Annotated in this window: 23 protein-coding genes and 1 tRNA gene; 11 read left to right on the top strand and 13 right to left on the bottom strand. The window is 47.2% G+C overall.

The genetic code is table 11. From position 1 onward, the window contains the following. Positions 1–30: 30 nt before the first annotated feature. Positions 31–249 carry a hypothetical protein gene (locus FSB75_RS06060; protein WP_146784269.1) on the top strand — a complete coding sequence of 73 codons (219 nt, stop codon included), beginning with the start codon at positions 31–33 and terminating at the stop codon, positions 247–249. On the opposite strand, the gene FSB75_RS06055 is transcribed toward FSB75_RS06060, so the two are convergent. From FSB75_RS06055 to FSB75_RS06030, 6 genes are all read right to left on the bottom strand, one after another. After that, positions 246–1,130 carry a sugar phosphate isomerase/epimerase family protein gene (locus tag FSB75_RS06055; RefSeq protein ID WP_146784266.1) on the bottom strand — a complete coding sequence of 295 codons (885 nt, stop codon included), beginning with the start codon at positions 1,128–1,130 and terminating at the stop codon, positions 246–248. The two genes, FSB75_RS06060 and FSB75_RS06055, sit on opposite strands and share 4 nt — an antisense overlap. An 11-nt stretch (positions 1,131–1,141) precedes the next feature. Beyond that, positions 1,142–1,756 carry a gluconate 2-dehydrogenase subunit 3 family protein gene (locus FSB75_RS06050; protein WP_146784263.1) on the bottom strand — a complete coding sequence of 205 codons (615 nt, stop codon included), beginning with the start codon at positions 1,754–1,756 and terminating at the stop codon, positions 1,142–1,144. 67 nt (positions 1,757–1,823) lie between these two features. Next, entirely contained in the window at positions 1,824–3,284 is a 1,461-nt protein-coding gene (locus tag FSB75_RS06045) for a Gfo/Idh/MocA family protein (RefSeq protein WP_146784260.1), read from the bottom strand. Positions 3,285–3,387: 103 nt separating this feature from the next. Further along, positions 3,388–5,067: a GMC oxidoreductase gene (locus tag FSB75_RS06040; protein ID WP_146784257.1), complete on the bottom strand. Its 1,680-nt coding sequence runs from the start codon at positions 5,065–5,067 to the stop codon at positions 3,388–3,390. Between the two features lie 71 nt (positions 5,068–5,138). Beyond that, a complete protein-coding gene (locus FSB75_RS06035) occupies positions 5,139–6,011 on the bottom strand; it encodes a hydroxypyruvate isomerase family protein (protein WP_227990788.1) in 873 nt (290 codons plus the stop codon). Positions 6,012–6,031: 20 nt separating this feature from the next. After that, positions 6,032–7,303 carry a nucleoside permease gene (locus FSB75_RS06030; protein ID WP_146784251.1) on the bottom strand — a complete coding sequence of 424 codons (1,272 nt, stop codon included), beginning with the start codon at positions 7,301–7,303 and terminating at the stop codon, positions 6,032–6,034. Positions 7,304–7,591: 288 nt separating this feature from the next. Between FSB75_RS06030 and FSB75_RS06025 the strand changes: the two genes are divergently transcribed. Genes FSB75_RS06025 through FSB75_RS06010 form a run of 4 tightly spaced genes read left to right on the top strand, consistent with a single transcriptional unit; the run spans position 7,592 to position 10,987 of the window. Continuing rightward, complete coding sequence (locus FSB75_RS06025) at positions 7,592–8,755, top strand: Gfo/Idh/MocA family protein (protein ID WP_227990787.1); 1,164 nt, start codon at positions 7,592–7,594, stop codon at positions 8,753–8,755. 17 nt (positions 8,756–8,772) lie between these two features. Continuing rightward, a complete protein-coding gene (locus tag FSB75_RS06020; RefSeq protein WP_146784248.1) occupies positions 8,773–9,828 on the top strand; it encodes a sugar phosphate isomerase/epimerase family protein in 1,056 nt (351 codons plus the stop codon). 16 nt (positions 9,829–9,844) lie between these two features. Then, positions 9,845–10,246, top strand: coding sequence for a c-type cytochrome (locus tag FSB75_RS06015; protein WP_146784245.1), 402 nt, complete (start codon positions 9,845–9,847; stop codon positions 10,244–10,246). Positions 10,247–10,249: 3 nt separating this feature from the next. Beyond that, positions 10,250–10,987: a 3-keto-disaccharide hydrolase gene (locus FSB75_RS06010; protein WP_146784242.1), complete on the top strand. Its 738-nt coding sequence runs from the start codon at positions 10,250–10,252 to the stop codon at positions 10,985–10,987. Positions 10,988–11,187: 200 nt separating this feature from the next. Here the strand turns inward: FSB75_RS06010 and FSB75_RS06005 are convergent, their stop codons facing one another. The 3 genes from FSB75_RS06005 to FSB75_RS05995 all read right to left on the bottom strand — a co-directional run bounded on the left by FSB75_RS06005 (position 11,188) and on the right by FSB75_RS05995 (position 14,473). Then, entirely contained in the window at positions 11,188–11,592 is a 405-nt protein-coding gene (locus FSB75_RS06005; RefSeq protein WP_146784239.1) for a type II toxin-antitoxin system VapC family toxin, read from the bottom strand. Continuing rightward, positions 11,589–11,828 carry a hypothetical protein gene (locus FSB75_RS06000; protein ID WP_146784237.1) on the bottom strand — a complete coding sequence of 80 codons (240 nt, stop codon included), beginning with the start codon at positions 11,826–11,828 and terminating at the stop codon, positions 11,589–11,591. The genes FSB75_RS06005 and FSB75_RS06000 overlap by 4 nt, the downstream gene beginning before the upstream one ends. A gap of 239 nt (positions 11,829–12,067) precedes the next feature. Further along, the gene (locus FSB75_RS05995; protein ID WP_146784233.1) at positions 12,068–14,473 is read right to left on the bottom strand and encodes a hypothetical protein; all 2,406 of its coding nucleotides are present in this window, start codon (positions 14,471–14,473) and stop codon (positions 12,068–12,070) included. 215 nt (positions 14,474–14,688) lie between these two features. Between FSB75_RS05995 and FSB75_RS05990 the strand changes: the two genes are divergently transcribed. Further along, positions 14,689–16,833 (top strand): M43 family zinc metalloprotease, encoded by a 2,145-nt coding sequence (locus FSB75_RS05990; RefSeq protein ID WP_227990784.1) that lies wholly within the window; start codon positions 14,689–14,691, stop codon positions 16,831–16,833. 123 nt (positions 16,834–16,956) lie between these two features. Next, positions 16,957–17,196, top strand: a complete 240-nt coding sequence (locus FSB75_RS05985) for a hypothetical protein (protein ID WP_146784231.1) — start codon at positions 16,957–16,959, stop codon at positions 17,194–17,196. A 106-nt stretch (positions 17,197–17,302) separates the two neighbouring features. On the opposite strand, the gene FSB75_RS05980 is transcribed toward FSB75_RS05985, so the two are convergent. From FSB75_RS05980 to mtaB, 3 genes are all read right to left on the bottom strand, one after another. After that, a tRNA-Val gene (locus FSB75_RS05980) sits at positions 17,303–17,380 on the bottom strand. Positions 17,381–17,475: 95 nt separating this feature from the next. Then, positions 17,476–17,766 (bottom strand): hypothetical protein, encoded by a 291-nt coding sequence (locus tag FSB75_RS05975; RefSeq protein WP_146784228.1) that lies wholly within the window; start codon positions 17,764–17,766, stop codon positions 17,476–17,478. A 6-nt stretch (positions 17,767–17,772) separates the two neighbouring features. Continuing rightward, positions 17,773–19,047, bottom strand: coding sequence for a tRNA (N(6)-L-threonylcarbamoyladenosine(37)-C(2))-methylthiotransferase MtaB (mtaB, locus tag FSB75_RS05970; protein ID WP_146784224.1), 1,275 nt, complete (start codon positions 19,045–19,047; stop codon positions 17,773–17,775). 149 nt (positions 19,048–19,196) lie between these two features. Here mtaB and FSB75_RS05965 point away from each other — a divergent pair, with 149 nt between their 5' ends. The 4 genes from FSB75_RS05965 to FSB75_RS05950 all read left to right on the top strand — a co-directional run bounded on the left by FSB75_RS05965 (position 19,197) and on the right by FSB75_RS05950 (position 22,641). Next, positions 19,197–20,054, top strand: coding sequence for a hypothetical protein (locus FSB75_RS05965; RefSeq protein WP_146784221.1), 858 nt, complete (start codon positions 19,197–19,199; stop codon positions 20,052–20,054). A 75-nt stretch (positions 20,055–20,129) separates the two neighbouring features. Beyond that, the gene (locus FSB75_RS05960) at positions 20,130–20,531 is read left to right on the top strand and encodes a DUF4258 domain-containing protein (RefSeq protein ID WP_146784218.1); all 402 of its coding nucleotides are present in this window, start codon (positions 20,130–20,132) and stop codon (positions 20,529–20,531) included. Then, on the top strand, positions 20,531–21,292 hold the full coding sequence (locus tag FSB75_RS05955) for a lysophospholipid acyltransferase family protein (RefSeq protein WP_146784215.1): 762 nt from the start codon (positions 20,531–20,533) through the stop codon (positions 21,290–21,292). The genes FSB75_RS05960 and FSB75_RS05955 overlap by 1 nt, the downstream gene beginning before the upstream one ends. A 98-nt stretch (positions 21,293–21,390) precedes the next feature. Next, complete coding sequence (locus FSB75_RS05950) at positions 21,391–22,641, top strand: multidrug effflux MFS transporter (protein ID WP_146784212.1); 1,251 nt, start codon at positions 21,391–21,393, stop codon at positions 22,639–22,641. 60 nt (positions 22,642–22,701) lie between these two features. Here FSB75_RS05950 and FSB75_RS05945 read toward each other — a convergent pair whose 3' ends face one another. Continuing rightward, positions 22,702–23,466 carry a hypothetical protein gene (locus tag FSB75_RS05945; protein ID WP_146784210.1) on the bottom strand — a complete coding sequence of 255 codons (765 nt, stop codon included), beginning with the start codon at positions 23,464–23,466 and terminating at the stop codon, positions 22,702–22,704. Positions 23,467–23,560 lie beyond the last annotated feature (94 nt).

Below are 23,560 nucleotides of genomic sequence, written 5' to 3'. Positions count from 1 at the left end.
AGGAGAGATGCTTAATTAAAAATGGGAACGATGAAAAAAATTTTTTTCGGGCTTCTTTGTGCTGCCTTTCTGTTTGCTTGCAACAACGACAAAGCCAACACCAATTCTAATACAAACTCCGGCGAAAGCGGACCAAGCACTACCAATGTGCAAAACGTAAATGGCAACCGGCCCGACACCCTCAATGGCATTGTACTGGATAACCGGCAAAGTGCCGACAGCACGAGAAAAGATTCGGTGCCGCGTTAAGCACTGATCTTAACGTTTTTCATGTACGTTGCATCGTCTTTGGTTGCAGCCAAAGGCGTTGTGCCTTCGTAGGCTTCCTGCTCAACGATAAAATATTTTAGACCATTGGCGACGCCAACTTTTAAATGCGAGGGGAAATTAATAGAGCCGGTGCCCAATACAACAGAGACGTTCTTTTTTTCGGTTAAAGGCACACCTTTTTGCCGGTCTTTAACGTGGCAAAGTTTGAAGCGGCCTGGATATTTCCTGTACCAGTCGGAAGGATTTTGTCCGGCCGTTACCACCCAATACATGTCCATCTCAAAATCTACCAAATCCTTGTCGGTGTTTTGCATCAGCACGTCTTGCGGCAGTTGACCATCAACGGGTTTGAAACCGTAATCGTGGTTGTGGTAACCGAAGCGAATGCCGTTCTGCTTACACACTTCACCGCGTTTGTTAAACGTATCGGCAAAGCGCTTGAAATCATCAATGCTTTTTTGAGGACCGAGGTAAGGACAAAGAAGATATTTCATGCCGATGGCGGCGGCTTCGGAGGCTTTGCGTTCAAAGTCTTTGTTGATGTCGCAGTGGCTTGAAACGATGGTCATGCCCAAATTGTCCATCAGCTTTTTAAACTCGGTATTGCTCATGCCCCAAAAGATGCCTTGCCCTCCTTCAAAGCTTTCAATTTGCTTGTAGCCAAAGGAAGCTACTTGCGTTAAAATGCCTTTTGGATCTTTGGGCAAATCATCGCGAAGGGTATAAAGCTGCAAGCCAAAATTCTGGTTGATGCTTTTGCTTGCGGCCGCTGTTTTACAAGAGGGCAGGTAGCTGCTCAATAAAATTCCTGAGGCCGCAAGTCCTGCGTTTTGTAAAAATGATCGTCTGCTTTGTGTCATGGTTCGATGGTTTAAGCAAAGGCGGGGTCGCCTTTTTTGTAAGGAATGCAGCCTTCAAATTTTCCGGGAACGGCATTGTACCGCAAGGCTTGGGTTAAGCCGGGCTTCGACGTAAAGAAGCCAAGCAAGGTTAGCTGCTTCATCATGGTAAAATAATGCGGCGACTTTTTTTGCCGCACGTAACTCAAGTTTTTATTGTATTTGTCGTCTTCCACCCGGTTGTAATCGGCGATTGATTTTTGATAGTCCTTTGCCTCCTTGTCAACAGCTATGAGAAGTTCTTTGCGCTGTTCCGGCGACGCTTCCATGAAGGTCTTGTCAAACTTCTTCTTGCTGGCGTCGTTCAGTTTGTCCATGCCTTCTTTAAAAGCCCGCTGATCGCCTTCTTCATAGCAATCGTTCACCATCACCTGCATGAATTTTCCAACTTGTGCGTCTTTGGCGCCGGGTGTTTTGGTGCGGGGCAAAATGGTTTCGCCAATCTCGTCAAGATAAGCGACGCTTTCTGCCGACAGCCAATCGGTTTTGCCCGAGTTTGATTTGCAACCGAGCAAAAAAGCATCACCGCCAACGAGGGCCGAACCCATTAAAACCGAGATATATTTCACTGCGTCTCTGCGATCCATAGCGTTTGTTTTAATTGTTTATTTATTCGCTAGTGTGCGTGTTCGTGTATGGTCAACTAATTTTTCTTTACGACCAGTTTAAATTAAACCCCTGCCGGTATTGACGTTTTACAAACTGGTTTACGTCGTCAAGATTCGTCACCTTCATAGCGTCTTTGTCCCACAATAATTTTAGGCCGCGGCCGGGGTAATTAAACCCTTTTCCATCGGATCTTGATGTTCTAATATCGTAAGCCCGGATGGCGAGATTAGCCATCAGCAAGGCTTCGGTCAACGGGCCCGCAATTTCAAATGGCGAACTTACTGGCTTGTTGCCGTATCCGGCAATGGCCGCTTCCACCCATTGCGCATAATGGCCGTCTTCGCCGCCCTGCACACGGGCTATTTTTTGTTTCACTTTCGCCTTTACTTCAGCGGTTTTTGCGGTGGGCAACAAACGCGGATTGCGGCTGTACGTATCGCACATCATTTTGCCTTTTGTACCGATGAGCAAACAGCCGTTGCCGCCGTCGCCAAAAATTTCATTTGCGCCCAATTCTGCTGGCCTTTCCGGTTGAATGCCGCCGTCCATCCAATGCAAGGTTACCGGGCCTTTTGTTTTGTGTGTTTCCGGAAACGTCATGGTCACGTGGCTTGACGGCGGACAGCTATCAGGGAAATAACCGCGCTTGAATTCATCCACGTAAACACTGCCTACGCTGGCTTGCACGTCGTTTATGTATTGCAGGTCCAGTACGCGAAACGCAGGCTCAATCAGGTGGCAACCCATGTCGCCCAATGCACCGGTTCCGTAATCCCACCAGCCGCGCCAATTGAACGGCACAATCTTCTCTACGTAATCTTTATACGGCGCTGTGCCCAGCCAGAGATTCCAGTCCAGTTCTTTCGGTACTTCCGCTTTTGCCGTGGGCCATTGAATGCCTTGCGGCCAAACAGGTCTGTCTGTCCATACGTAAACGGTATGCACTTTTCCAATCACGCCGTCGTCGTACCATTCCATCATTTGCCGCACGCCGTCGCCCGAAGCGCCCTGGTTTCCCATCTGCGTGACGACCTTGTATTTTTTTGCGGCTTCGGTTAAAACCCTTGCTTCGTAAATATCATGTGTCAGCGGTTTTTGCACGTACACGTGCTTGCCGGCCTGCATGGCGGCAAGTGTTATCACGGCGTGGTTGTGATCGGGTGTGGAAACGGAAACCGCATCAAAGTTTTTGGCTTCTTTGTCGAGCAGTTCGCGCCAGTCTTTGTAATATTTTGCTTTCGGGAAAGCTTTCACGCTGTTGGCGGCACGACGGTCATCCACATCGCACAGGAAAGCAATGTCGGCCTTTCCGCTTTTGTAAAAATTGGCAATGTCACTTTGGCCTTTGCCACCGACGCCGATGCTGGCGATGGTCAAGCGGTCGCTCGGCGCAATAAAACCGCGGCCCAATACGTGGCGCGGTACAATAAAAAAGCCCGCAGTAGCAAGACCGGTGTTAAGCAGAAAACTTCTTCGTGAAATTGACTTGGTTTCTTTTTCTTCCATCGCTTTTAATTTTTATGAACCAGAAGTTCATCTATCAATTCAGCTTCCGTTGCGTCGCACTCTTTTGCGTTCGGTAAGTCTATTCAACAAATTGGAGAGACAATTAAATATTTCCTTTTTTCAATTCCTTCACCGCATAATCCGCTGCTCTTGCGGTAAGCGCCATATACGTCAGGGATGGATTCACGCAGGCTGCACTGGTCATGCAGGAACCGTCGGTTACGAACACATTCTTTGCATCCCACACTTGGTTCCATTCATTTAACACGGAGGTTTTCGGGTCGCGACCCATACGAGCGGTGCCCATTTCGTGAATGCCCATGCCCGGCGCATAATCATTATCGTATGTTCTTACGTCTTTCACGCCGGCGGTTTCAAGCATCTCCTTTGCATCGTTCATCATGTCAACACGCATCTTCCGCTCGTTGTCTTTTATTTCGCAATCAATTGCCAATACCGGCAAACCCCATTTGTCTTTTCTTGTTTTATCCAGCGAAATTTTGTTTTCGTGATAAGGCAGCATTTCACCAAAAGCGGTCATTCCCATAGTCCATGCACCGGGTTCGCAAAGCGCATCTTTGTATTCTCCGCCAATCGTCAGTTCGGCAATCTCTCTTGCCCAGCCTTCGCGGCTGGCGCTGCCCTGGTAACCAAAGCCGCGCAGGTAATCGCGTTTGTCGTCAAAGAGGTTACGGTACCGCACCACGTAAATTCCATTAGGGCGTTTACCGTAATAATATTTGTCGTCATAACCGTCAACACGACCCGATGCGCCGACGCGGAAATGATGGTCCATTAAATTGTGGCCCAACTCGCCGCTGCTGCTGCCCAAACCATCCGGCCATACATCGGTAGCAGAATTCATCAGCACCCAGGCTGAGTTGAGCGTCGAGGCGTTTACAAAAACAATCTTTGAAAAGTAATCGTAGGTCTGGTTGTTTTGCGCATCAAGAATGCGGACGCCTTTCGCTTTTTTGGTGTCTTTGTCATAGATAATCTCTTTTACAATCGACCAGGGACGAAGCGTAAGGTTACCGGTTTTCATGGCTACTGGAAGCGTGGCCGATTGCGTGCTGAAATAAGCACCAAACGGACATCCCAACCAACATTTATTGCGGTACTGGCAGTTCACCCGGTCCTGTTCGGGCTTGGGTTGTGTGATGTTGGCCGTACGGCCGATGATCATGCTACGGCCCATCTTTTCCTTGATGCGTGCCGATACGTCTTTCTCGACGCAATTCATTTCCATTGCCGGCAAAAAGTTTCCGTCGGGCAATTGCGACAAGCCGTCTTTGGAACCACTGATGCCTGCAAAGCTTTCTGCGTAACCGTACCACGGCTCAATGTCTTTGTAGCGAATGGGCCAGTCAATGGCAATGCCGTCTTTTGCGTTGGCTTCAAAATCAAAATCGCTCCAGCGGTACGATTGTCGTCCCCACATAAGCGAACGGCCGCCCACGTGATAACCGCGATACCAGTCGAAACGCTTGACTTCTGTATAGGGACAATCTTTATCCGATGCCCACCATGCGAGGTTCATTTCGTTCAGGGGGTAATCGCGTTTCAGTACCGGATAGTCTTTAATCATTTGCTGTGTGCGTCCGCCGCGGTGTGGAAACTCCCAGGGGTCTTTGTTTGTACTCGGATAATCCACGCGGTGCTTTACGTCTTCGCCGCGTTCGAGCAGTAAAACTTTTAATCCTTTTTGCGTGAGTTCTTTAGCCGCCCATCCGCCGCTAATCCCGGAACCGACGACGATCGCATCGTACGTATTGTCTGCCATGTTTTGTGTTTATCGTTAGAAGTATTTTATCAAGAAAAAATCATTTGGTCTCGTTTACAACAAAGCCAGATTTACACGTCGCAAATCTTGATTGCATTTTTCAACGAAGCTATTTTATCGCCGTTGTCTTTGCCCGTAGGAATGAATTCCTGCGCTACATAATCTTTAAAACCTGTAGCAAGAATGGCTTTCATGATTGCGGGGTAATAAAGCTCCTGGCTGTCGTCTATTTCGTGCCGCCCGGGAACCCCGCCCGTATGGTAATGCCCAATGTATTCGTGATTGTCCTGGATGGTGCGAATGACATCACCTTCGTCAATCTGCATGTGGTAAATGTCGTAGAGCAGTTTAAAATTAGGCGAGCCAAGCCGCTTGCACAATTCAACCCCCCAAGGTGTTTTATCACACATGTAATCTTTGTGATTGACCTTGCTGTTTAACAATTCCATCTGCACCATCACACCGTTCTTTTCGGCCAGTGACATGATTTGCTTTAAACCGGTCACACAATTTTTTAATCCCGTTTCGTCATCCATTCCTGCGCGGTTGCCGCTAAACGTAATGACGTTTTTATAACCGGCTTTGGCAACAAGGGGAATTGCTTCCGTAAAGTCTTTTATCAGCCTCGCATGTTGGCTTGGATCGTTCCAGCCTTTGGTTAAACTGTTCTCGCCGGCGGTATAACACATGGAACTGAAGATGCCGTTTTTTTGCAACGTGGGCCAGTCTTTCGGGCCCACCAAATCAATGGCGCTGAAACCAATTTTTTTCACGGCCCGACATAATTCATCAAGCGGTAAAAAATTGTAGGTCCATTGACAAACAGAATGGTTGATGTTGCCTTTCAATTTTTCTTCTTTCGCAGTAACAACATCACTTCCAGCCAAAGAAATTACCGGCGACGCGGCAACGGCCGTACCGGTTAACAATAAATTTTTTATCATTCCTCTTCTTTCCATAATGATTAGGTAAGACGTGTGGCAGCCAATCCTTTTTCGGCTTCAGGTTCGGTAACAACTTCTTTCTTTTCGTCTTTAAAAAAGACAGCGAAAATCAACAGCACCACGAAGGCAATGCCGGCGGGCATCAGCCAAACCATTTTATAATTGTATTGGTGTTCGGCAATTTTATAACTGTCGGTTATCTTTCCCGCAATGGCAAAGCCAAGCAACATGCCCACTCCGTACGTTGCTAACGTAATCAAACCCTGTGCGGCACTTTTGTAACGGTCACCGGCTTTTGAGTTGGTGTAAATCTGGCCGGAAACAAAAAAGAAATCGTAACAAACGCCGTGCAGGGCAATGCCCAGAATCAACATAAAACTCAACGCACCGGCATTGCCGAAGGCAAACAAAGCGTAACGCAGCGCCCAGGCCAGCATGCCCACAAGAATTGTTTTTTTGAAGCCAAACTTTGAGAAAAAAACCGGAAGCGCCAGGAGAAAAAGAACTTCAGAAGCCTGGCCAATGGTCATTTTGCCCGTGGGATTTTCGACGCCGATGTTGGTTAAGAAATCGTTTGTGTTCTGGTAGTAAAAAGCAAGCGGAATGCAGATTAAAATAGACGAAACAAAAAAGACAAGAAAATTTTTGTTCTTCAAAAGGGTCAACGCTTCAAGGCCCAAAATTTCTTTGATGCTTACTTTTTCAGACGAAGATTTTGCGGGCGGTGTTTTGGGTAACGTAAAACTAAATAACCCTAAAATCAGCGAAGCAATGGATGACATGAGGAAAGTATTCCTTAGCATTCCTTGCCGTACGTTGTCTTTCGCATCCCAATGAAAAATATAACTGATTAAAAGCCCGGCTACGATCCAGCCAATTGTTCCCCAAACGCGAATGTTGGAAAATTCTTTTTCCGGATCGTTCATTTGATTAAAAGAAACCGAATTAACCAAAGCCAATGTGGGCATGTAAAGAATCATGTACATTAATACATAAGGATAGAAACTCCCGATTGCGGAAGAATTATACATTTGGTACATTAGGAAGGCGCCAACAATGTGCAGCACGCCCAGAATTTTTTCGGCGTTGATATAACGGTCTGCAATTAATCCGATAATGAACGGAGCAATGATGGCGCCCCAGGATTGTGTTGAAAAAACATTTCCGCTCTGCGCCCCTGTTGCGTTAAGATTATTTGACAAGTACGTTCCCAATGTCACAAACCATCCGCCCCAAATGAAAAAGTTCAAAAACATCATGACCGATAATTGCAATCGCGTAGTGGCTTTCATGCGCAAAAAATTGTGGTGGGTTTGTGGTGAGTAAAAAAGAGAAACGTAATCGTTTTCGGTGCAAGCATGAACGATAATTTTTTCTGTTGTACGTTAGACTTCGGTTTTAAATGTACGGCATTTTGAAAACCAAATCGTGTTTCTTTTACACAAAAAATTCACGAACAAAAAAATCGCCATGCAAGTTTTGAAGCCGCCAACAAAACCCTTCTTACTTTTAAACAATCTGCAAGCGAAAATTGTTTTTGCTTCGCTTCAAACTAATCTTCAAACAAAACACGATTGGCTATGCGAAAATTACGAATGGGAATGATTGGTGGCGGAAAGGATGCGTTCATTGGCGCCATCCACCGCATTGCCGCTAACATGGACGGCCTCATTGAATTGACCGCCGGCGCACTGAGCATAAAAGCAGACGTGGCGAAGGAGTCCGGGCGAATGTTGTTTCTTCCCGATGATCGAAACTATACGTCGTACGAAGAAATGATAAAAGCAGAAGCGGCGTTGCCCTCGGACAAACGAATTGATTTTGTTACCATCGTTACACCCAATTTTGCGCATTTTGCCCCTGCCATGACGGCGCTTGAAAACGGCTTTCACGTAGTTATCGAAAAGCCCATGACGTTCACGCTGGACGAGGCAAAAAAGCTAAAGCAAAAAGTGGAGGAAACGGGTTTGATACTTTGTCTCACCCATACTTATTCGGGTTACCCAATGGTGAAGCAGGCCCGCCAAATGGTGAAGGAAGGCACGTTGGGAAAGATCCGGAAAATAATTGTGGAGTACCCGCAAGGATGGTTAAGCCGTTTGTCGGAACGCGAGGGCAATGCACAGGCTGCCTGGCGAACCGATCCTTCCAAATCGGGCAAAGCGGGAGCGATGGGCGACATCGGCACACACGCGGCTCATTTGGCCGAATACATCTCTGGCTTAAAGATTACAAAGCTTTGCGCCGATTTGAATGTTGTGGTTGAAGGCCGTGCGTTGGATGATGACGGCGCTGTGCTCTTGAAATTCAACAACGGTGCGTCCGGTGTTTTAATCGCCACGCAAATTGCAGCGGGTGAAGAAAACGCCCTGAAAATAAAAATCTACGGTGAGAACGGCGGACTTGAATGGCATCAAATGGAACCGAATACCTTGTTGGTAAAATGGCTCGACCAACCCATGCAGGTTTTGCGGGCCGGAAGCAATTACACGGCTTTTTTATCATCGTATGCCACGCAAAACTGCCGGACACCGGGCGGGCATCCCGAAGGTTATCTTGAAGCGTTCGGAAACATCTACCGCAATTTTGCCAGGACCTTGCAGGCGAAACTGGAAGGCGATGAGCCGTCCAAAGAATCGCTCGACTTTCCCGGTGTGGAAGACGGCATACGCGGCATGGCCTTTATTGATAACGTGGTGGCCTCAAGTGAATCAGATAAAAAATGGACGGATTACGTTGTCTGAACATCTAAACTTCTTTCATGCAAACCATAAAAGGACCCGGAATTTTTCTTGCGCAATTCCTCAGCGACAAGCCACCGTTCAACGAATTAAAAAGCATTTGCCAATGGGCCGCAAGCCTGGGTTTTGTTGGCGTGCAAATTCCTACCAACGACCCGCGTTGCATTGACCTGCAAAAGGCCGCGGAAAGCAAAACCTATTGCGACGAATGGAAAGGTTTGATAAACAGTTGCGGGCTCCAAGTAACCGAACTTGCCACGCACATTCAGGGACAGTTGGTGGCCGTGCATCCGGCATATGATTTATTGTTCGACGGCTTTGCGCCGGAAGCGCTTCGCGGCAACCCAAAAGCCCGAACCGAATGGGCCGTGCAGCAAATGAAATACGCTGCAAAGGCTTCGCAGAATTTGGGCTTGAACGCCTGCCCTTCGTTCAGCGGTTCGTTGCTCTGGCCTTATTTTCATCCCTGGCCGCAACGTCCCGAAGGGTTGGTGGAAGAAGGCTTTAAGGAACTCGCCAAACGCTGGCTCCCGATTCTGAATTATTTCGACGAATGCGGCGTGGACGTTTGTTATGAAATACATCCTTGTGAAGATCTGTTTGACGGCGAGACTTACGAAATGTTTTTGCGGGAAGTAAACAATCATCCGCGTGCCTGTTTGCTTTATGATGCTTCGCATTTTGTGTTGCAACAACTGGATTATCTCGCTTACATAGATCATTACCACGAACGCATTAAAGCCTTTCACGTAAAAGATGCGGAGTTCAACAAAACCGGCAAGCAGGGAACCTTTGGCGGATATCAAGGTTGGCTCAACCGGGCGGGCCGTTACCGTTCGCCGGGCGACGGGCAGGTTGATTTCAAGTCTATCTTTAGCAAATTGACACAATACGGTTATGAAGGCTGGGCCGTGATGGAGTGGGAGTGTGTGCTCAAGCATCCCGAAGATGGCGCAAGAGAAGGATGTGCCTTTATCAAAGACCACATCATTCGCGTGACCGACAAAGCCTTTGATGATTTTGCCGGCGTTAGCAGCGACGAAGCATTCAACAAAAAAGTTTTAGGCATTCAATAAAAAACCAATCAGCACAATGAAGAAAATTTGCATCACGTTTTTTGCAGCGGCCTTGTTGATTAGCTGCGGCAACAAAGACAACAAAGGAAGCGCAGCAGAAGAGAACAAAAGTGCTGCGGAAAGTTCCAAATCTGCGGCTACCGGCATGACGGCCGAGCAGGAAAAGGGTCTTGACCTCATCACCAAAAGCGACTGTCTTACCTGCCACAAAGTAGCCGACAAGAGTACGGGCCCGGCTTATACCGAAGTGGCAAAACGCTATGCCGGTAAACCCGAGATGGTGGACACGCTTGCGCAAAAAATTATCAAGGGCGGCTCAGGCAATTGGGGCACCGTTCCCATGATTCCGCATCCGCAAATTTCTGAAGCCGATGCAAAAACAATGGTCGCTTATATTCTTTCAATCAATCAACAGTAAATCATGAAAACGATTGCGCTCTTTATCGCCGCGGGTGCGGCACTTTCCTTAACCGCTTATACAACAAAAACTTCGATGCAAGCAACCAATATGCAGGCTACGCAAGACGGCTGGACAAACTTGTTTGACGGCAAGACAACAAAGGGTTGGCACACGTACAACAAGAAGGAAGCGGGTAAGGCGTGGCAAATAGAAAACGGTGCGCTGCACTTAGACACGCTGGCAAAAAAGCAAAACAGCGGCAGCGGCGGTGACCTTGTGACCGACGAAGAATTTGACAACTTTGACCTGAAGCTTGAATGGAAAATTTCGCCGAAGGGAAACAGCGGCGTTATCTTTTTCATTCACGAAGACCCAAAAATTGGCGAGAGTTATGAAACGGGTATGGAAATGCAGGTGCTCGACAACGGAACACCGACAAGGCTCGGACATCCGGATGGAAAATTGTACACACACCGTGCAGGCGATTTGTACGACCTGCTTGCAGCAAAGGAAGTGGCAAAGCCGCAGGGCGAATGGAACGCCGCGGAAATTGTAGCCAAAAACGGCAAGCTTGATTTTTATTTGAACGGCCAGCATACGTTGTCTACAACCATGTGGGACGAAAACTGGCGCCAGATGATTGCCATCAGCAAGTTCAAGCAATGGCTCGGTTTCGGCACGTTTAAAAAAGGCCGCATCGGTTTGCAGGACCACGGCAACGAGGTTTGGTACCGGAACATCAAAATAAAGAAATTGTAAACGGGATTAAGTGTGTAAAAAAGCCTTCGCATTTGCGAAGGCTTTTGGTTTTGTAGCTAACAGAGAAGGTGATTCTGAAGCAGCGGCATTTTGTGTTCCTACAGTTTCATCATTGTTCCATTGATGAATAAAGTTATGTCGTTTAGCCCTTACAGTCAAGCCGCTGTTTTAGAATCACCCTGTTAGCGGCATGGCAAAGTTCACTCTAACCAATTCACTAATTCAAGTCCGCTCACTCGTTTGAAGTGGTCTGTGTTGTTTGTCACCAATTGTAAGCCGTTTGTCAATGCAATACCTGCAATCAAGCAGTCGGTGTGTCCGATAGGCTGACCTGTCTTTTTTAGTTCAGCATAAATTCCAGCCGCTTGTTTGGTCGCACTAACTGTCAGTGGGAGCACCTTGTTGAGCTCTGAAAAGTCAGTAAATTTTTGGAGTTGTTTTCTGGCGTCTTTGTACAGCAATCCGTTTAGAATTTCGTAGTAAGTAATAATGCTGAAATTGATGGCATCATACTCCTGCAAATACTTTTCTGCGTTCTCTACAACTTTGGCAGTGCCACGAAGAAACTCGGAAAGGATGTCTGTGTCAACAAGAGCAGGCTTCATATGTTGATGTCACGGTCAAAAAGGTTGTTTCTTGTGTCTCTTATCTGGGTACAGAAGTCATTGTATTCGGTATCAGTCATGTCACCGAACGAACCTGCAAAAGAGAGAATTCTCTTGCTCTTCTTGTCAGACTTTTTTGTATTTGCCCGCAAAGAGTGAATAATGGAATACAAATCTTCCAGCCGGTCAACCGGAACATTTTTGAGTTCTTTCAGTATCGTGTTCAGTGTCGGCATGTTAATTTCAAAGATAAGTTTTTCGTTTGACTGAACCTGATGACTGGCCGTAATTGCTTGCCGCTAAGAGTTGTATTTACGCTAATAGACGCGTCCTTTCTACCCGCGGCAATATTTTGTAATCATTGGTTATAAACCCATTGCCAAAAATTGCGCGGATGTTTCAGCGTAGCACAAATACAACTTTCAAAACTTCATCTGCTTACGAAGAAAAAATCTTCGCAGAAGAACCTCAACCATCATTCGCCAATCACCTTCTCCACGTGAATCATCTTGCCGTCGGTATTCATTCCTTCCATGATCAACCGAAAGCGCTTGGTGATGTCGTTGTTGTAAAACTTCAGTTGAAGGCGCTTCTGCGATTTGTTGAGGAAGATGGCTGGATTCCAGTACAAGGTGCTGCGCACATCATCGTAAGCATCGCGTTCGGAGAACGTAGCGTAATTGGGCGAGTAGAATTGTTTAACCGGCGAGTAGCCCGCAATGGAAATGTAGGACAGCCCTTTCGAATTGGGGTCGGGCTGCGCATCACCGCCCTTGCGTGTATAAATGGAAATAACGCCGCCACCGCCGCCCGAAACAATGCTGGAGCCGGGACGGAACACTTTGATGTAAGCAATGTCGCTTACCGGCGTGGCTTGTATCATGTCCACATCGGCCCGCATTTCATTCAGGTAAACAACGGGCGTGGCCCCGCGCCAGGAAAGTGTAGGCTCGCCGCCACCGTAGTTTATCTGCAAACCGGCCACGCGACCCTGTAAAAACTGAAACACGTCCATGTAGCTTCCTGCAAGCGGGTCGTTCACCAAATCAAAGTTTACGGCATCGCCGGTGAACAAACCGCTCACGTATTTTTCTTCCATTCTGTCCTTCGCCGTTTTGGCTTTTGCCGTAATGGTTACGGTTGACATGACTTTTGAATTGGCCAGCAACCGGCTTGCCTGAAGCGACATTCTATTTGCCTTGTTGTTGGCGGCTACGATGGCGGGCGGTAATTCCGGCAAGCCTGTTTTTACCGAGGAGTCAGGAATTGCTCTCACGTAGCCTTTGCGCAAGCCGTTGTCCAAAAGCAACATGCTTTTGTCGAAGGTTAAATTCTTTTTGTTGAAGTTGAAAAACAGCTTGGCCTGGTCATAAAAAATAAGACCGTCGGTAAAGACTTTCCCCGTGCGGTCAACGGGCAGCACAACAAAGTTCTTTGCCGAATCAGCGGTTTGCAAAATGCCCGTTAGCTGAAGGCCGGGACTGTAACCGCCGGGCGGCAAACCTGCTACTGTTCCGCTCAGGCTCAGGTAACTGCTTTCCTTCCATTTAGCCGGCGTTACTTTTCCGGCAAAAACGTTTTCCCAGTTGTAATGCCGCCAGCCGTGCGTCATCATCACCAAATCAAGTTTAACCGCCGCGCTGTCGTCGTTGCTAAAAAAATAGTAATACGGGTTAACGATTTTTCCACGCAGGTCGCCGGTGAGCAACATGTGACTGATGATGTTGTCGTCCATCGGGTTTCGCTCGTTCAAATCGGCGTCCACAACAGACAGCGAGAGGTTTGTCGGCAGTGTATCCGATGTAGAAATTTCAACGACGTTCAGGCCGCGGTGAGCAAAATTTTTTTCTGCAAGAAAAGCATCGCCGTCAAACTCGTAGTCGTGGTTGTTGACAAAGGTGATGCGTTCAGCAACGGGCTTATAATTCCCATCAAAAACGGTAATCTGCAAAATGCCTGAAGGCAAATCCTTTGTGGGAAAATTGCCGCTGGCGGCTGTTTTGGCCGTAAGGTTGGCATTGGCCTGAAACAGCAAACGTTGGTTCATGTATGCGATGATGTGCAAATTTTTTAGCGCATCATCCACTTCTCCCGATCGAAAGATCATAAAGCGCTTGGTGCCTTCGCCTTCAACGATTTTCAATCCGAGGCCTTGCGCTTTTACGGCGGGCAACGAAGTTGTGTATTGTTTCCCTTCGGCGGTTTTCCAGGTGGCGGTGTAGGTTTTTCCTGCTTCGGGTGTAAGTATGAAACGACCCATGCCGTCGTGAAGTGTTTTTATTTCGGCAAGCTTTGCGCCGGTATTGTCGGCAACGCTGCCGCTAACGGCTACGGGCAAGCCTTGTTCGTTGGTAGCAAGAAAGGCAAGTTCCGATGGCAAACTCGCAATCAAATCGCCGCCTTCGGGCATAAAGCTGAGCGCAGGCGGCGTTTGGGTAGCCACCGTTTTTGCCAACGAAGATTTTGTGGAAAGAATGCGAATGGCTTTTGAATAAAAAAAACTGGTGTCGCTGTTCAGCATTGAAACGGTGTACGCCCTGAAATAAACAAAGGGCTTTGCAAAATTGGAGTCAATCGCAAAGTTGCCCGTAGCGCTGGCAAGAAAAACCGGGGCCGTTCGCTGGCTGATAACGGCCCCCTTTTCGTCGAGCAATTCGGCGTAAAAATTTTTGCTGACCTCCGAAATTTCACTGCCGGTAAAAAGGTAGGCTTTGAACCAAATTGTTTCGCCGGGGTTGTAATAACCTTTGTCAAACTGTACGTAAATTTTTTCCTGTGGATCGGCCTTACGCTGAATCTCCAGGAGCGAATCAAGTTTTTGCGAAAAAGCAAAGCGGCAAACGGCGGCGCAAAGAAGCGATAGAATAAAACGTTTCGACATAGAAAAATAAATCCTTGCTAAGTAAAGTTGATTGAGCGAAATAACAAGGAGATTAACGTTGCGCTACGTTAAAAAATTTATTGGCCTTTCCTTAAACACGGCACTGCATTCTTCGTTTACCGGGGCATTCCGCCTTTTCGTCCACGAACGAAATATTTAAATAAACTTTTGCAATGAAAAGTCTTCTGATGCGTTTTATGCCAATGCCAATTTCTATGCGTTCATTATCCAAATTCCTGCTTGGCTTTCTCTTGCCCTTTTCGTTGCCTTCTTTGGCGCAGAAGGCCAGCCGCGTTTCGGTAGAGCAATGCGCTACGATGCAGCGGCTCGAAGAAAGGCTGCAACGCAATCCTGCTTTGCGGTTGCGGTTTGAAGCTGAACAGGCGGCCTTCAACAAAAGAGCTTCGGAAAAAACCGCACAAGGCAAAAGCTTCGCTGAAAATCGCACGGCCGTTTACATTCCGGTTGTCTTTCACGTTGTGCTATCGAATCCGGCCGTCGTAACCGATGCACAATTGCAAGCGCAACTTGACACGCTGAACAAGAATTTTTTTGGCAACAACGGCGATTCGGTTCGCATTCCTTCATATTTCAAATCTTTTTTTGGAAAATCCTCTATTCAGTTTTGCCTGGCGCAACGCACCCCTGACGGCGAGCCAACAACGGGCATCGTTCGGGTGACAACGGCGCAAGCTTCATTTGGTACCGACGACGGTGCGAAGCACACAACGAGTGGTGGAGACGACAGTTGGAACACTGATAAATATTTCAACGTGTGGGTTTGCCCGCTCTCCGGCGGCTTGTTGGGTTACGCCACTTTTCCCAACGATGGTTCGCCTGCGGAACAAGGCGTCGTAATGGATTATCGCTCTTTGCCCGGCGGAAGTTACAGCGCTTACAACGGCGGTAAAACACTCACTCACGAAACGGGGCATTACTTCAATCTTTACCACATTTGGGGAGATGACAACGGCGCCTGCACCGGAACCGATTATGTGGACGATACACCCAACCAGGCCGACGCATCCTCGGGAGCGTACACCGGCGTTAGAACGGATGCGTGCACAAGTGTTGGAAACGGCATCATGTACCAGAACTACATGGACTATACAAACGATGTTTGCCTCGTGATGTTTACAACGCAACAGGCGTCACGAATGGAAACGGCCTTGTCGCTTTATCGTTCTTCATTGCTTTCTTCAGATGGTTGCCAGGTTGTAGTGCCAAAGAATTACGATGCAAAATTGAAAACCATCACCACGCCAAACCAGCGTTTGTGCGGCAGTAATTTTACTCCCGTCATAACCCTTCAAAACAAGGGAACGCAGACATTGACTTCCTTGCTCATTACCGCAAAGATTGATAACGGAAATGCCAGTACAACGCCGTGGTCGGGGAGTTTGGCTTATGGACAAACAAGTCTTGTTACTCTGAGCCAAATGACGGCAACCGTCGGAAATCACGTATTGACTGTATATGTATCGAAACCCAACGCAGTGAATGATGAGAACAACGCAAACGACACCTTAACGCTGAATTTTCAATACTACGAACCCGTTTCGCAGGTAAGCGAAAGCTTTGAAAACACCGCCTTTCCGCCAACGGCCTGGGACGTTGTCAATCCCGACAACGGCATCACCTGGCAGCGTACCACTGCTGCTGCAAAAACCGGGTTGGCAAGTGCCATGATTGATAATTTCGACAACAGCCAAGTAGGGCAGAAAGATGATTTGCGAATGCCCACTGTGCGCATCGCGTCAACGGTGGATTCGGCATTTTTGTCGTTCCAGGTTGCGGCTGCGGCGTACACCGCTACAACAACCACCGGCAATACCTGGGACACGCTGGAAGTTTTGGTGAGCACCGATTGCGGCCAGACGTACGCAAGCCTTTACAAGAAATGGGGCGCTTCACTTGTGACGGAAACGGCTCCGAAGACGAGTTTCTTTGTTCCTTCTTCAACGCAATGGCGGAAAGATTCGATTAACCTTGCGGGCTATATTGGTAAAGACAATCTTTTGTTCGCCTTTCGCAATACTACGGGTTACGAAAACAACGTTTATTTAGATGACGTTAACCTCCGGACAATAACCATTAATCCGAATTTAAAAGCACGAAAATTTTTGGTTACGCCCAATCCAACAACCGGACAAATTGCCGTGCAGTTTTACCAGCCATCAGGTTTACAACTGCTGCAGGTATTTACAAGCACGGGGCAAAAGGTGAAAGAAGTAATCGTGGGCAACGGTGCCGCCAGCAACACATACAGGTTTGATCTTAGCCAGTATGCTTCGGGAATTTATGTTGTGAGAGCTGTATTTGCCGACTGTGTGTTTACCGAGAGAGTAATAAAATATTGAGTTGCTTTTCAGAAGACAATTCAGTGAGTGAACTCAAAACCTTTGGAAAACAAAAGGATGTGCGTCGTTTGTTAAAATACAAAAGACTCAAATAAAATTCGTCAATCAATTAAATAGCTCTCTATGAAATTGCTGGCCAACACCGCTCTGTTTTACAACGAGGACGTCGTTAGTTACGAAATACTAATGACCCAAGACATGCTTCTCTTTAAGCCTTATTTCTATCACCTGGACCAGCGCTTTCCCTGCATTGTATTGAGTCGCGGCGCAGAGGGTTGGCAATTTCAGGAAGCGGTGGAAAAAGGAGTAGAAGGACAAATTCTGGATGACATCGCAGGCTTGAATATTCTTTGCGCTGCTTAAGCGAGACAATTCATCGTGTGGTTTTGCTCTTCCGTGCCGTGGTGGAATGAAGGGTATAATGATGAATGGCCATAAATGAAAAAGCCTTCGTGCTTCACGAAGGCTTTGGTGGGAGTTGACGGGTTCGAACCGCCGACCCTCTGCTTGTAAGGCAGATGCTCTGAACCAGCTGAGCTAAACTCCCTTTTGAAGAACTGTCCCGTTTTTGTTGGGAGTGCAAAAATAGGGTTCTGAACTTCACAGAAAAAAATATTTTTTCGAAGAATTTTCAAAACTTTTTCAGTTCAACTGTAGGGCTGGCAAACGATAGTTTTGGCCGTCCCAGACCATGAGTTCGTACACCTGCACTTTCCAGTGTTTGTACAAAGGCGAAGGCGACAAATAACTTTTTGCTTCCCGCTTTGTTTTGGCGTTCATCGTTATCCAAACCGTTTGTGTTTCCATGCTCACCACGTAGTGATCAATCACCTGCTCGTCAATTAGGGAATTGACAATTTCGCGGTGCTCCGGAACCAACTGCATCATCTCCTCGGTCCATTCAAATTTTGCGGTAAGTAAATATTTCTTCATTTTAAATTATACGTTCCAGTCAACAATCCGGTTTTCCCACTCTTCGCGGAACGGCGTTGAAATGCGAATATAGTTATCGGTATAGCCTTCCATCATGCCGCCTTTTTCGTGGCCTTCAAACAATACTTTCCGGCTTTGTCCGCGGTGCTGTTCGGTAAAGTATTGCATCTTCATATAGCTCAGGTTGCGCAAGGCTTTGTTGCGCTCGTGCCGAACATTCACCGGCACCACAGGTTTAATTTCCAGCGCTTTTGTGTTGTCTCTTTCCGAGTACGTGAAAACGTGCAGGTAAGAAACATTCAATGCGTGCAGGAAGTCAAAGGTTTCCTTGAAATGCGCATCGCTTTCCGATGGAAAACCAACGATCACATCTACACCAATGGCGCAGTGCGGCATCAACGATTTGATCATCGCCACTTTCTCGGCATACAATTCACGCTTGTACCGCCGGCGCATAAGGGCCAGTATTTCGTTGCTGCCGCTTTGCAGCGGAATGTGAAAATGCGGCATGAACTTTTTGCTTTGCGAAACAAACCGGATGATGTCGTCTGAAAGCAGATTGGGCTCGATGGAAGAGATGCGATAGCGTTCAATACCTCCTACGTTTTCCAACTTTTGTACCAGTTTGTAAAAGCTTTCTTCGCTTTTTTTTGCACCATCAGGGCCTTTGCCAAAATCACCAAGATTCACACCCGTTAAAACAATTTCTTTCACACCACTTTGTCCAAGCTGCTCCGCTTGCCGAACTACGTTCTCAATACCGTCGCTGCGGCTTTTTCCGCGGGCCATCGGGATGGTGCAAAACGAGCAAGTGTAATCGCAGCCGTCCTGTACTTTCAAAAAGGTCCGCGTCCGGTCGTTCACGGAAAAGGAAGCATGAAAGCCTGAAACATCTTCAATGTCGCAACTGCTGATCTTGCCCGAATCGTTCTTCGTAAGTTCTTTTAAATGCGAAGCAATGTTGAATTTTTCCGCGGCGCCCAAAACAAGATTTACACCAGGTATTGCTGAAATTTCTTTTGGTTTTAATTGCGCATAACAACCAGTAATCACCACCAAGCTCTCCGGTGCCTTGCGCTGAATGCGGCGCACCAATTGCCGGCATTCTTTGTCGGCATTGTCGGTAACGGAGCAGGTATTGATAACGTACACGTCTGCCAGGTCGTCAAAGTCTTTTTTCAAAAAACCTTCGGCTTCCAGCGTGCGGGAAAGCGTAGAGGTTTCCGAAAAATTGAGCTTGCAACCAAGCGTGTGAAAAGCGACCGACCGTTGTTTTTCCATGAACCGGCAAAGATAAACGGTTTCGTGGCGGCTCGTTTAAACCTCCTTTTTTCTATAACGTTCTTTTGACAATCGCTTTTGCCAAACATTAACCTTGTTTAAGATTGAACAACTCTGGCCGCAATAGCTTTGCCTTTCAAATATTGGGTATGAAGTCTTCGTGTTTCATTTATGGAATTGCCGCTGTTTTAAGCGCTTGCGGCAGCAATCACAAAGCCGCAACAGAAAATGCAGAAGCAAAAGCGCAGCCTGCAAGCGTTGCGTCCATAACCGTTGACGGTCAAATGCAGGACTGGCAGGGTGTTCCGCTGCTGGCAACAGCCAACGGAATTGACTACGCTCTTGCCAACAGCCGCGACAATCTTTACGTGTTGTTCAAAATTGCCGATCCTGCCGAGCAAATGAAACTAATTCGCGGCGGCATGGAAGTTTGGTTTGACCCTACCGGCAAACACGCAAAAACAACCGAGATCATTTACCCCGTAAAAGGCGAACTGCCCGACGAAACCTTCCGCCCGAATTTTGCGCAAGGCGAAAAACCCGATACAAAAGATTTGCATCGTCGCATTGAAAGTGGTTTAATCAGCTTTAACCGCATTGGCTTTAAGCCGGCTTATTCGGGTGTGCAAAGCATCCGCGAAAACACCGGCTTTAAAGGCGCCATTAATTGGAACGAAAGCGGCGAGTTGATATACGAAGTGACCGTTCCCTTTGCGGCTTTCCCGACCGATGTGAAAAATCAAAACATGGAAGTTGGATTTTTTATTGGCGCGGTGGACAAACCAAAAGCAGCAACCAACGAAGGCGCAGCACCATCCGAAGAAGGCGGCAGACCAATGGGCGGCGGAATGCGTGGCGGTGGCGGGCGACGCGGCGGTGGAGCGTACGGCGGCGGCAGCCGTCAACGCGGAGAGAACGGCCAGCAACGTTCTTCAACAAGTAATTCATTAGCCCTGAAAAAAATGTATGAGCCCGAAGCTTTCTGGGTGCAGTACACATCGAAATAACCTGCATCAACGAGACTATGTTTGGAAGAAAAATTAATAGGCGGCTTTTGACTATACTTGCACTTCGTCAAAAACATGAAGCCGGCAAAAGTTGTTTTTTCCCTCCTGATCGTGATTGGATTTTTCTTCGTTTTTATTTTAAAGCGATGGAAAGAACCGCTGCAACACGAGGCCTTTGATCGCCATCCGGCAACCGTATATTACACCAAACATGCGCTTTGCCGCATGGACTGCCGCCACATCAGCAAAGACGAAATTGCGGAGATCATGGAGAAGGGGAGCATTAATTTCAACAAATCAAACCGGGCCGACAGGCCTTGTCCAACCTTTGCGCTGCAAGGCCGCACCACCAGCGGTGAAAACATCCGTGTAATCTTTGCGCAGTGCACTGACGAAACCAAAGTAATCACTTGCTACAATTTGGAAGAGGATTTTGAATGCCATTGTCCCGGCGATGAAAAGAAAAATAACAATTGATGCGCATTTTGCTGAAGTCTCTGCAGTGCCTCTACGTTCTTTATGCTTTTGCGCTGTTTCTTGTTTTGATGCTGCCTGTTTTTTTGTGGTCGCTCTTTGCCACATTTTTTGGCAAAATCAAAGGTGGCAACCTTGTTTATCAGGCCTGCGTTATTTGGGCCGACATTTGGTTTCCGCTCGTGTTTATCTTTCACAAAAACGTTTACCTTCAAAAACCAAAAGAACATTGCTCGTACATTTTTGTGGCCAACCATATTTCTTATTTGGATGCGGCGGTGATTCCCAAAACCTTTCGTCATCCGGTGCGGCCGTTGGGCAAAGTGGAGATGGCAAAGATTCCCGTCTTCGGCACCATTTACAAAAACGCCATCGTTACCGTTGACCGAAGCAGTGCGGGCAACCGGGCCAGAAGCGTGCAGATCTTAAAATCTGTTTTGCGCAAAGAAATCTCGGTGCTTGTTTTTCCCGAAGGCACGTTTAACATGAGCCATGAACCCCTCAAAGATTTTTACGACGGCGCCTTTCGCATTGCCATTGAAACCGGCACGCCCATCATGCCGGTGCTTTTTTTAAACACCTATGACCGGATGGATCACCGGTCTGTTTTTTCCTTGAATCCCGGCAAAAGCCGCTCGGTTTTTTTGCCTGAGGTAAGCGTTGAGGGACTGACACCGAAAGACGTGGGTGAATTAAAAGCAAAGGTATTCAGGCAGATGAGCGAAGCATTGATTGAGCGAAACGCAAGCTGGATAAAGGCATAAAGTTTTTGCCTGCTCAGCCTTTCTGCTTTCACCGCCGTTTTTATTTTCTACCGGGTATCGTCAATGCACAGCCAATACCTTTGCAGTCTTTAGACGATATGAATACCAACGGCACTAACAAGAATTTCTACCTCATTCTCATATTGGGTTTGCTAACCGCTATCGGGCCTTTTTCCATTGACATGTACCTGCCGGCTTTTCCCGACATCGCGAAGAACCTGCACACATCCATAGCGCAGGTTATGTTGTCGTTGTCCAGTTTTTTCATCGGCATTTCTGTGGGGCAGTTGATCTATGGGCCATTGCTGGAACGATTGGGCAGGAAAAAGCCTTTGTATGCGGGCCTTTGTATTTACCTGCTCGCTTCCGTTGGTTGTGCGTTGGCTACGTCGGTAAATTCATTGATCCTGTTTCGCTTGTTGCAGGCTTTAGGCGGCTGTGCGGGCATGGTGGCGGCGCGGGCCATTGTGCGGGATTTGTTTGATGTAAAACAGAACGCCAAAATATTTTCAACCTTGATGCTGGTAGTAGCAGTGTCGCCAATTATTGCGCCGACGGCCGGTGGTTATGTAACCGCTGTTTTTGGCTGGCGTTACGTTTTTGTCATTCTTATCGGGATAAACATTGCCATTCTCACCGGCGTATATTTTTTATTGCCCGAAAGCAAAAATCCCGATCCGAATTTTTCATTGAAAGCAGGAGCTATTGTGAAAAATTTTGCAGGCATTGTTAAGCATCCGCAGTTTTATACATATGCTTTTACTGGAGCCGTTGCTTATGGCGGTTTGTGTGCTTACATCAGCGGTTCGCCCAATGTGTTTATGGAGATATTCAAGGTGAGTGAAAAGCAATACGGTTGGATCTTTGCGCTCATTGCTTTAGGGATTATCAGTGCCAGTCAAATCAACAATCTTGCACTGAAGAAATACTCAAGTGAACAAATCATTCAAATCTCGCTGCTTTGTCAAAGTGCGGTTGGATTAACCTTTGCCTGTCTTGCTCTTTTTAGTTTGAACGGCTTATACATTACCATTCTTCTCATCTTTCTTTTTTTGTGTTGCCAGGGTTTTGTTTTTCCCAATGCGTCGGCGCTTTCGCTGGCTTCGTTTGGTCACAATGCGGGCAGTGCTTCGGCGTTGATGGGCGCCATACAAATGGGCGTAGGCGCCGGCGCATCGGCAGTGGTGAGTCTTTTGCAAAACCACACGTCATTGCCGATGGCCGGCGTGATGGCCGGTTGCTCCGTTAGTGCGTTGTTGCTTTACACGCTGGGAAGAAAATTGATCGTTCAGCAAGCAAGTAAAGAGGCCGTGGCGGAAGAAGACGTGGAGATGATGACTACATTATAAGGTTTGTATCGTGCGGACGTTAAACCATTGCGGTAGCACAACAAAAGAAGGATTCATTGTTTATTTCAGATATTTAGCTTTTACAAAGTCAAACCAGTCCTTGCAAAACCGTTCATCCGTAACGGCAAAAGTCTTTTTCAAATTGCCGTAATTCTTAACAAGGCTGATCAAATTGTCATGTCCGTATTTGGATAAGATGTACTCGATAATCGTATAGCCGCAATCGTAAATCTTTCCGCCTTTTAAGCGGTTGTCGAGTTCTGAAAGCGTTGGATATTGTCCGTTGTTTAAGTAAGGCAAGTTTTTGGGATCAACAAATTGATTGGCTTCGTATACGCTGATGGCCTCCCAAAGCCAAACGGGAAAGGTTGAAAACTTTTTGTCAAAGTCCTTTGAATTGACCGGTTGTTGCTCGTTGTCCAAAAGCAATTTCAACGTGACGGTATGAGCGAATTCGTGAACCGCAACTTTTGCGTTGTCGCTTTCTCCCCAGGCCTTTTCCACGAAATGAAGTTTTGAAATGCCTTCAATGTTTCCCGAAGCGCTCCAGTTTCCCGTAGCTTTTATGTACCGCCACCGTTGAGCGTAAACGTTTGTTTGAATGTTGTTCGAAGGCGTTGTTTGAAGATCACTTCCAATTCTGAAATAATTGCTTTCCAAAGCAATTGCCAACTCCATGATGGCCGCCGTGTCAATGCTGCTGCTAAAGAGAAGGGTGAAGTGTTGTGTTTTGATTTCCTTTTTCCTTTCAGGGATAAAATAGATGAGGGAAAGTGCGAGAAGAAGAACGATAAACAGGATAAGGACTTTCTTGACTTTTTTCATTCGTTATAATGTGAAAGAGCTATTGAAAATTACGCCTAACGTTCAGGGCTGGCTGCAATACCGGCAATCTGGGATTCGTTAGCTTCGTAAGTTA

Source organism: Flavisolibacter ginsenosidimutans (assembly GCF_007970805.1).
In the GTDB taxonomy this organism is placed as follows: Bacteria; Bacteroidota; Bacteroidia; order Chitinophagales; family Chitinophagaceae; genus Flavisolibacter; species Flavisolibacter ginsenosidimutans.
Note: the sequence above shows the minus strand (reverse complement) of the source record. Positions and strands in the feature narration are given on the sequence as shown.

What these genes read in the sequence shown, in the direction of transcription:
- FSB75_RS06060 (WP_146784269.1), top strand. Translation starts at nt 31, where the DNA reads ATGAAAAAAATTTTTTTCGGGCTTCTTTGTGCTGCCTTTCTGTTTGCT.
- FSB75_RS06055 (WP_146784266.1), bottom strand. Translation starts at nt 1,130, where the DNA reads ATGACACAAAGCAGACGATCATTTTTACAAAACGCAGGACTTGCGGCC.
- FSB75_RS06050 (WP_146784263.1), bottom strand. Translation starts at nt 1,756, where the DNA reads ATGGATCGCAGAGACGCAGTGAAATATATCTCGGTTTTAATGGGTTCG.
- FSB75_RS06045 (WP_146784260.1), bottom strand. Translation starts at nt 3,284, where the DNA reads ATGGAAGAAAAAGAAACCAAGTCAATTTCACGAAGAAGTTTTCTGCTT.
- FSB75_RS06040 (WP_146784257.1), bottom strand. Translation starts at nt 5,067, where the DNA reads ATGGCAGACAATACGTACGATGCGATCGTCGTCGGTTCCGGGATTAGC.
- FSB75_RS06035 (WP_227990788.1), bottom strand. Translation starts at nt 6,011, where the DNA reads ATGATAAAAAATTTATTGTTAACCGGTACGGCCGTTGCCGCGTCGCCG.
- FSB75_RS06030 (WP_146784251.1), bottom strand. Translation starts at nt 7,303, where the DNA reads ATGAAAGCCACTACGCGATTGCAATTATCGGTCATGATGTTTTTGAAC.
- FSB75_RS06025 (WP_227990787.1), top strand. Translation starts at nt 7,592, where the DNA reads ATGCGAAAATTACGAATGGGAATGATTGGTGGCGGAAAGGATGCGTTC.
- FSB75_RS06020 (WP_146784248.1), top strand. Translation starts at nt 8,773, where the DNA reads ATGCAAACCATAAAAGGACCCGGAATTTTTCTTGCGCAATTCCTCAGC.
- FSB75_RS06015 (WP_146784245.1), top strand. Translation starts at nt 9,845, where the DNA reads ATGAAGAAAATTTGCATCACGTTTTTTGCAGCGGCCTTGTTGATTAGC.
- FSB75_RS06010 (WP_146784242.1), top strand. Translation starts at nt 10,250, where the DNA reads ATGAAAACGATTGCGCTCTTTATCGCCGCGGGTGCGGCACTTTCCTTA.
- FSB75_RS06005 (WP_146784239.1), bottom strand. Translation starts at nt 11,592, where the DNA reads ATGAAGCCTGCTCTTGTTGACACAGACATCCTTTCCGAGTTTCTTCGT.
- FSB75_RS06000 (WP_146784237.1), bottom strand. Translation starts at nt 11,828, where the DNA reads ATGCCGACACTGAACACGATACTGAAAGAACTCAAAAATGTTCCGGTT.
- FSB75_RS05995 (WP_146784233.1), bottom strand. Translation starts at nt 14,473, where the DNA reads ATGTCGAAACGTTTTATTCTATCGCTTCTTTGCGCCGCCGTTTGCCGC.
- FSB75_RS05990 (WP_227990784.1), top strand. Translation starts at nt 14,689, where the DNA reads ATGCGTTCATTATCCAAATTCCTGCTTGGCTTTCTCTTGCCCTTTTCG.
- FSB75_RS05985 (WP_146784231.1), top strand. Translation starts at nt 16,957, where the DNA reads ATGAAATTGCTGGCCAACACCGCTCTGTTTTACAACGAGGACGTCGTT.
- FSB75_RS05975 (WP_146784228.1), bottom strand. Translation starts at nt 17,766, where the DNA reads ATGAAGAAATATTTACTTACCGCAAAATTTGAATGGACCGAGGAGATG.
- mtaB (WP_146784224.1), bottom strand. Translation starts at nt 19,047, where the DNA reads ATGGAAAAACAACGGTCGGTCGCTTTTCACACGCTTGGTTGCAAGCTC.
- FSB75_RS05965 (WP_146784221.1), top strand. Translation starts at nt 19,197, where the DNA reads ATGAAGTCTTCGTGTTTCATTTATGGAATTGCCGCTGTTTTAAGCGCT.
- FSB75_RS05960 (WP_146784218.1), top strand. Translation starts at nt 20,130, where the DNA reads ATGAAGCCGGCAAAAGTTGTTTTTTCCCTCCTGATCGTGATTGGATTT.
- FSB75_RS05955 (WP_146784215.1), top strand. Translation starts at nt 20,531, where the DNA reads ATGCGCATTTTGCTGAAGTCTCTGCAGTGCCTCTACGTTCTTTATGCT.
- FSB75_RS05950 (WP_146784212.1), top strand. Translation starts at nt 21,391, where the DNA reads ATGAATACCAACGGCACTAACAAGAATTTCTACCTCATTCTCATATTG.
- FSB75_RS05945 (WP_146784210.1), bottom strand. Translation starts at nt 23,466, where the DNA reads ATGAAAAAAGTCAAGAAAGTCCTTATCCTGTTTATCGTTCTTCTTCTC.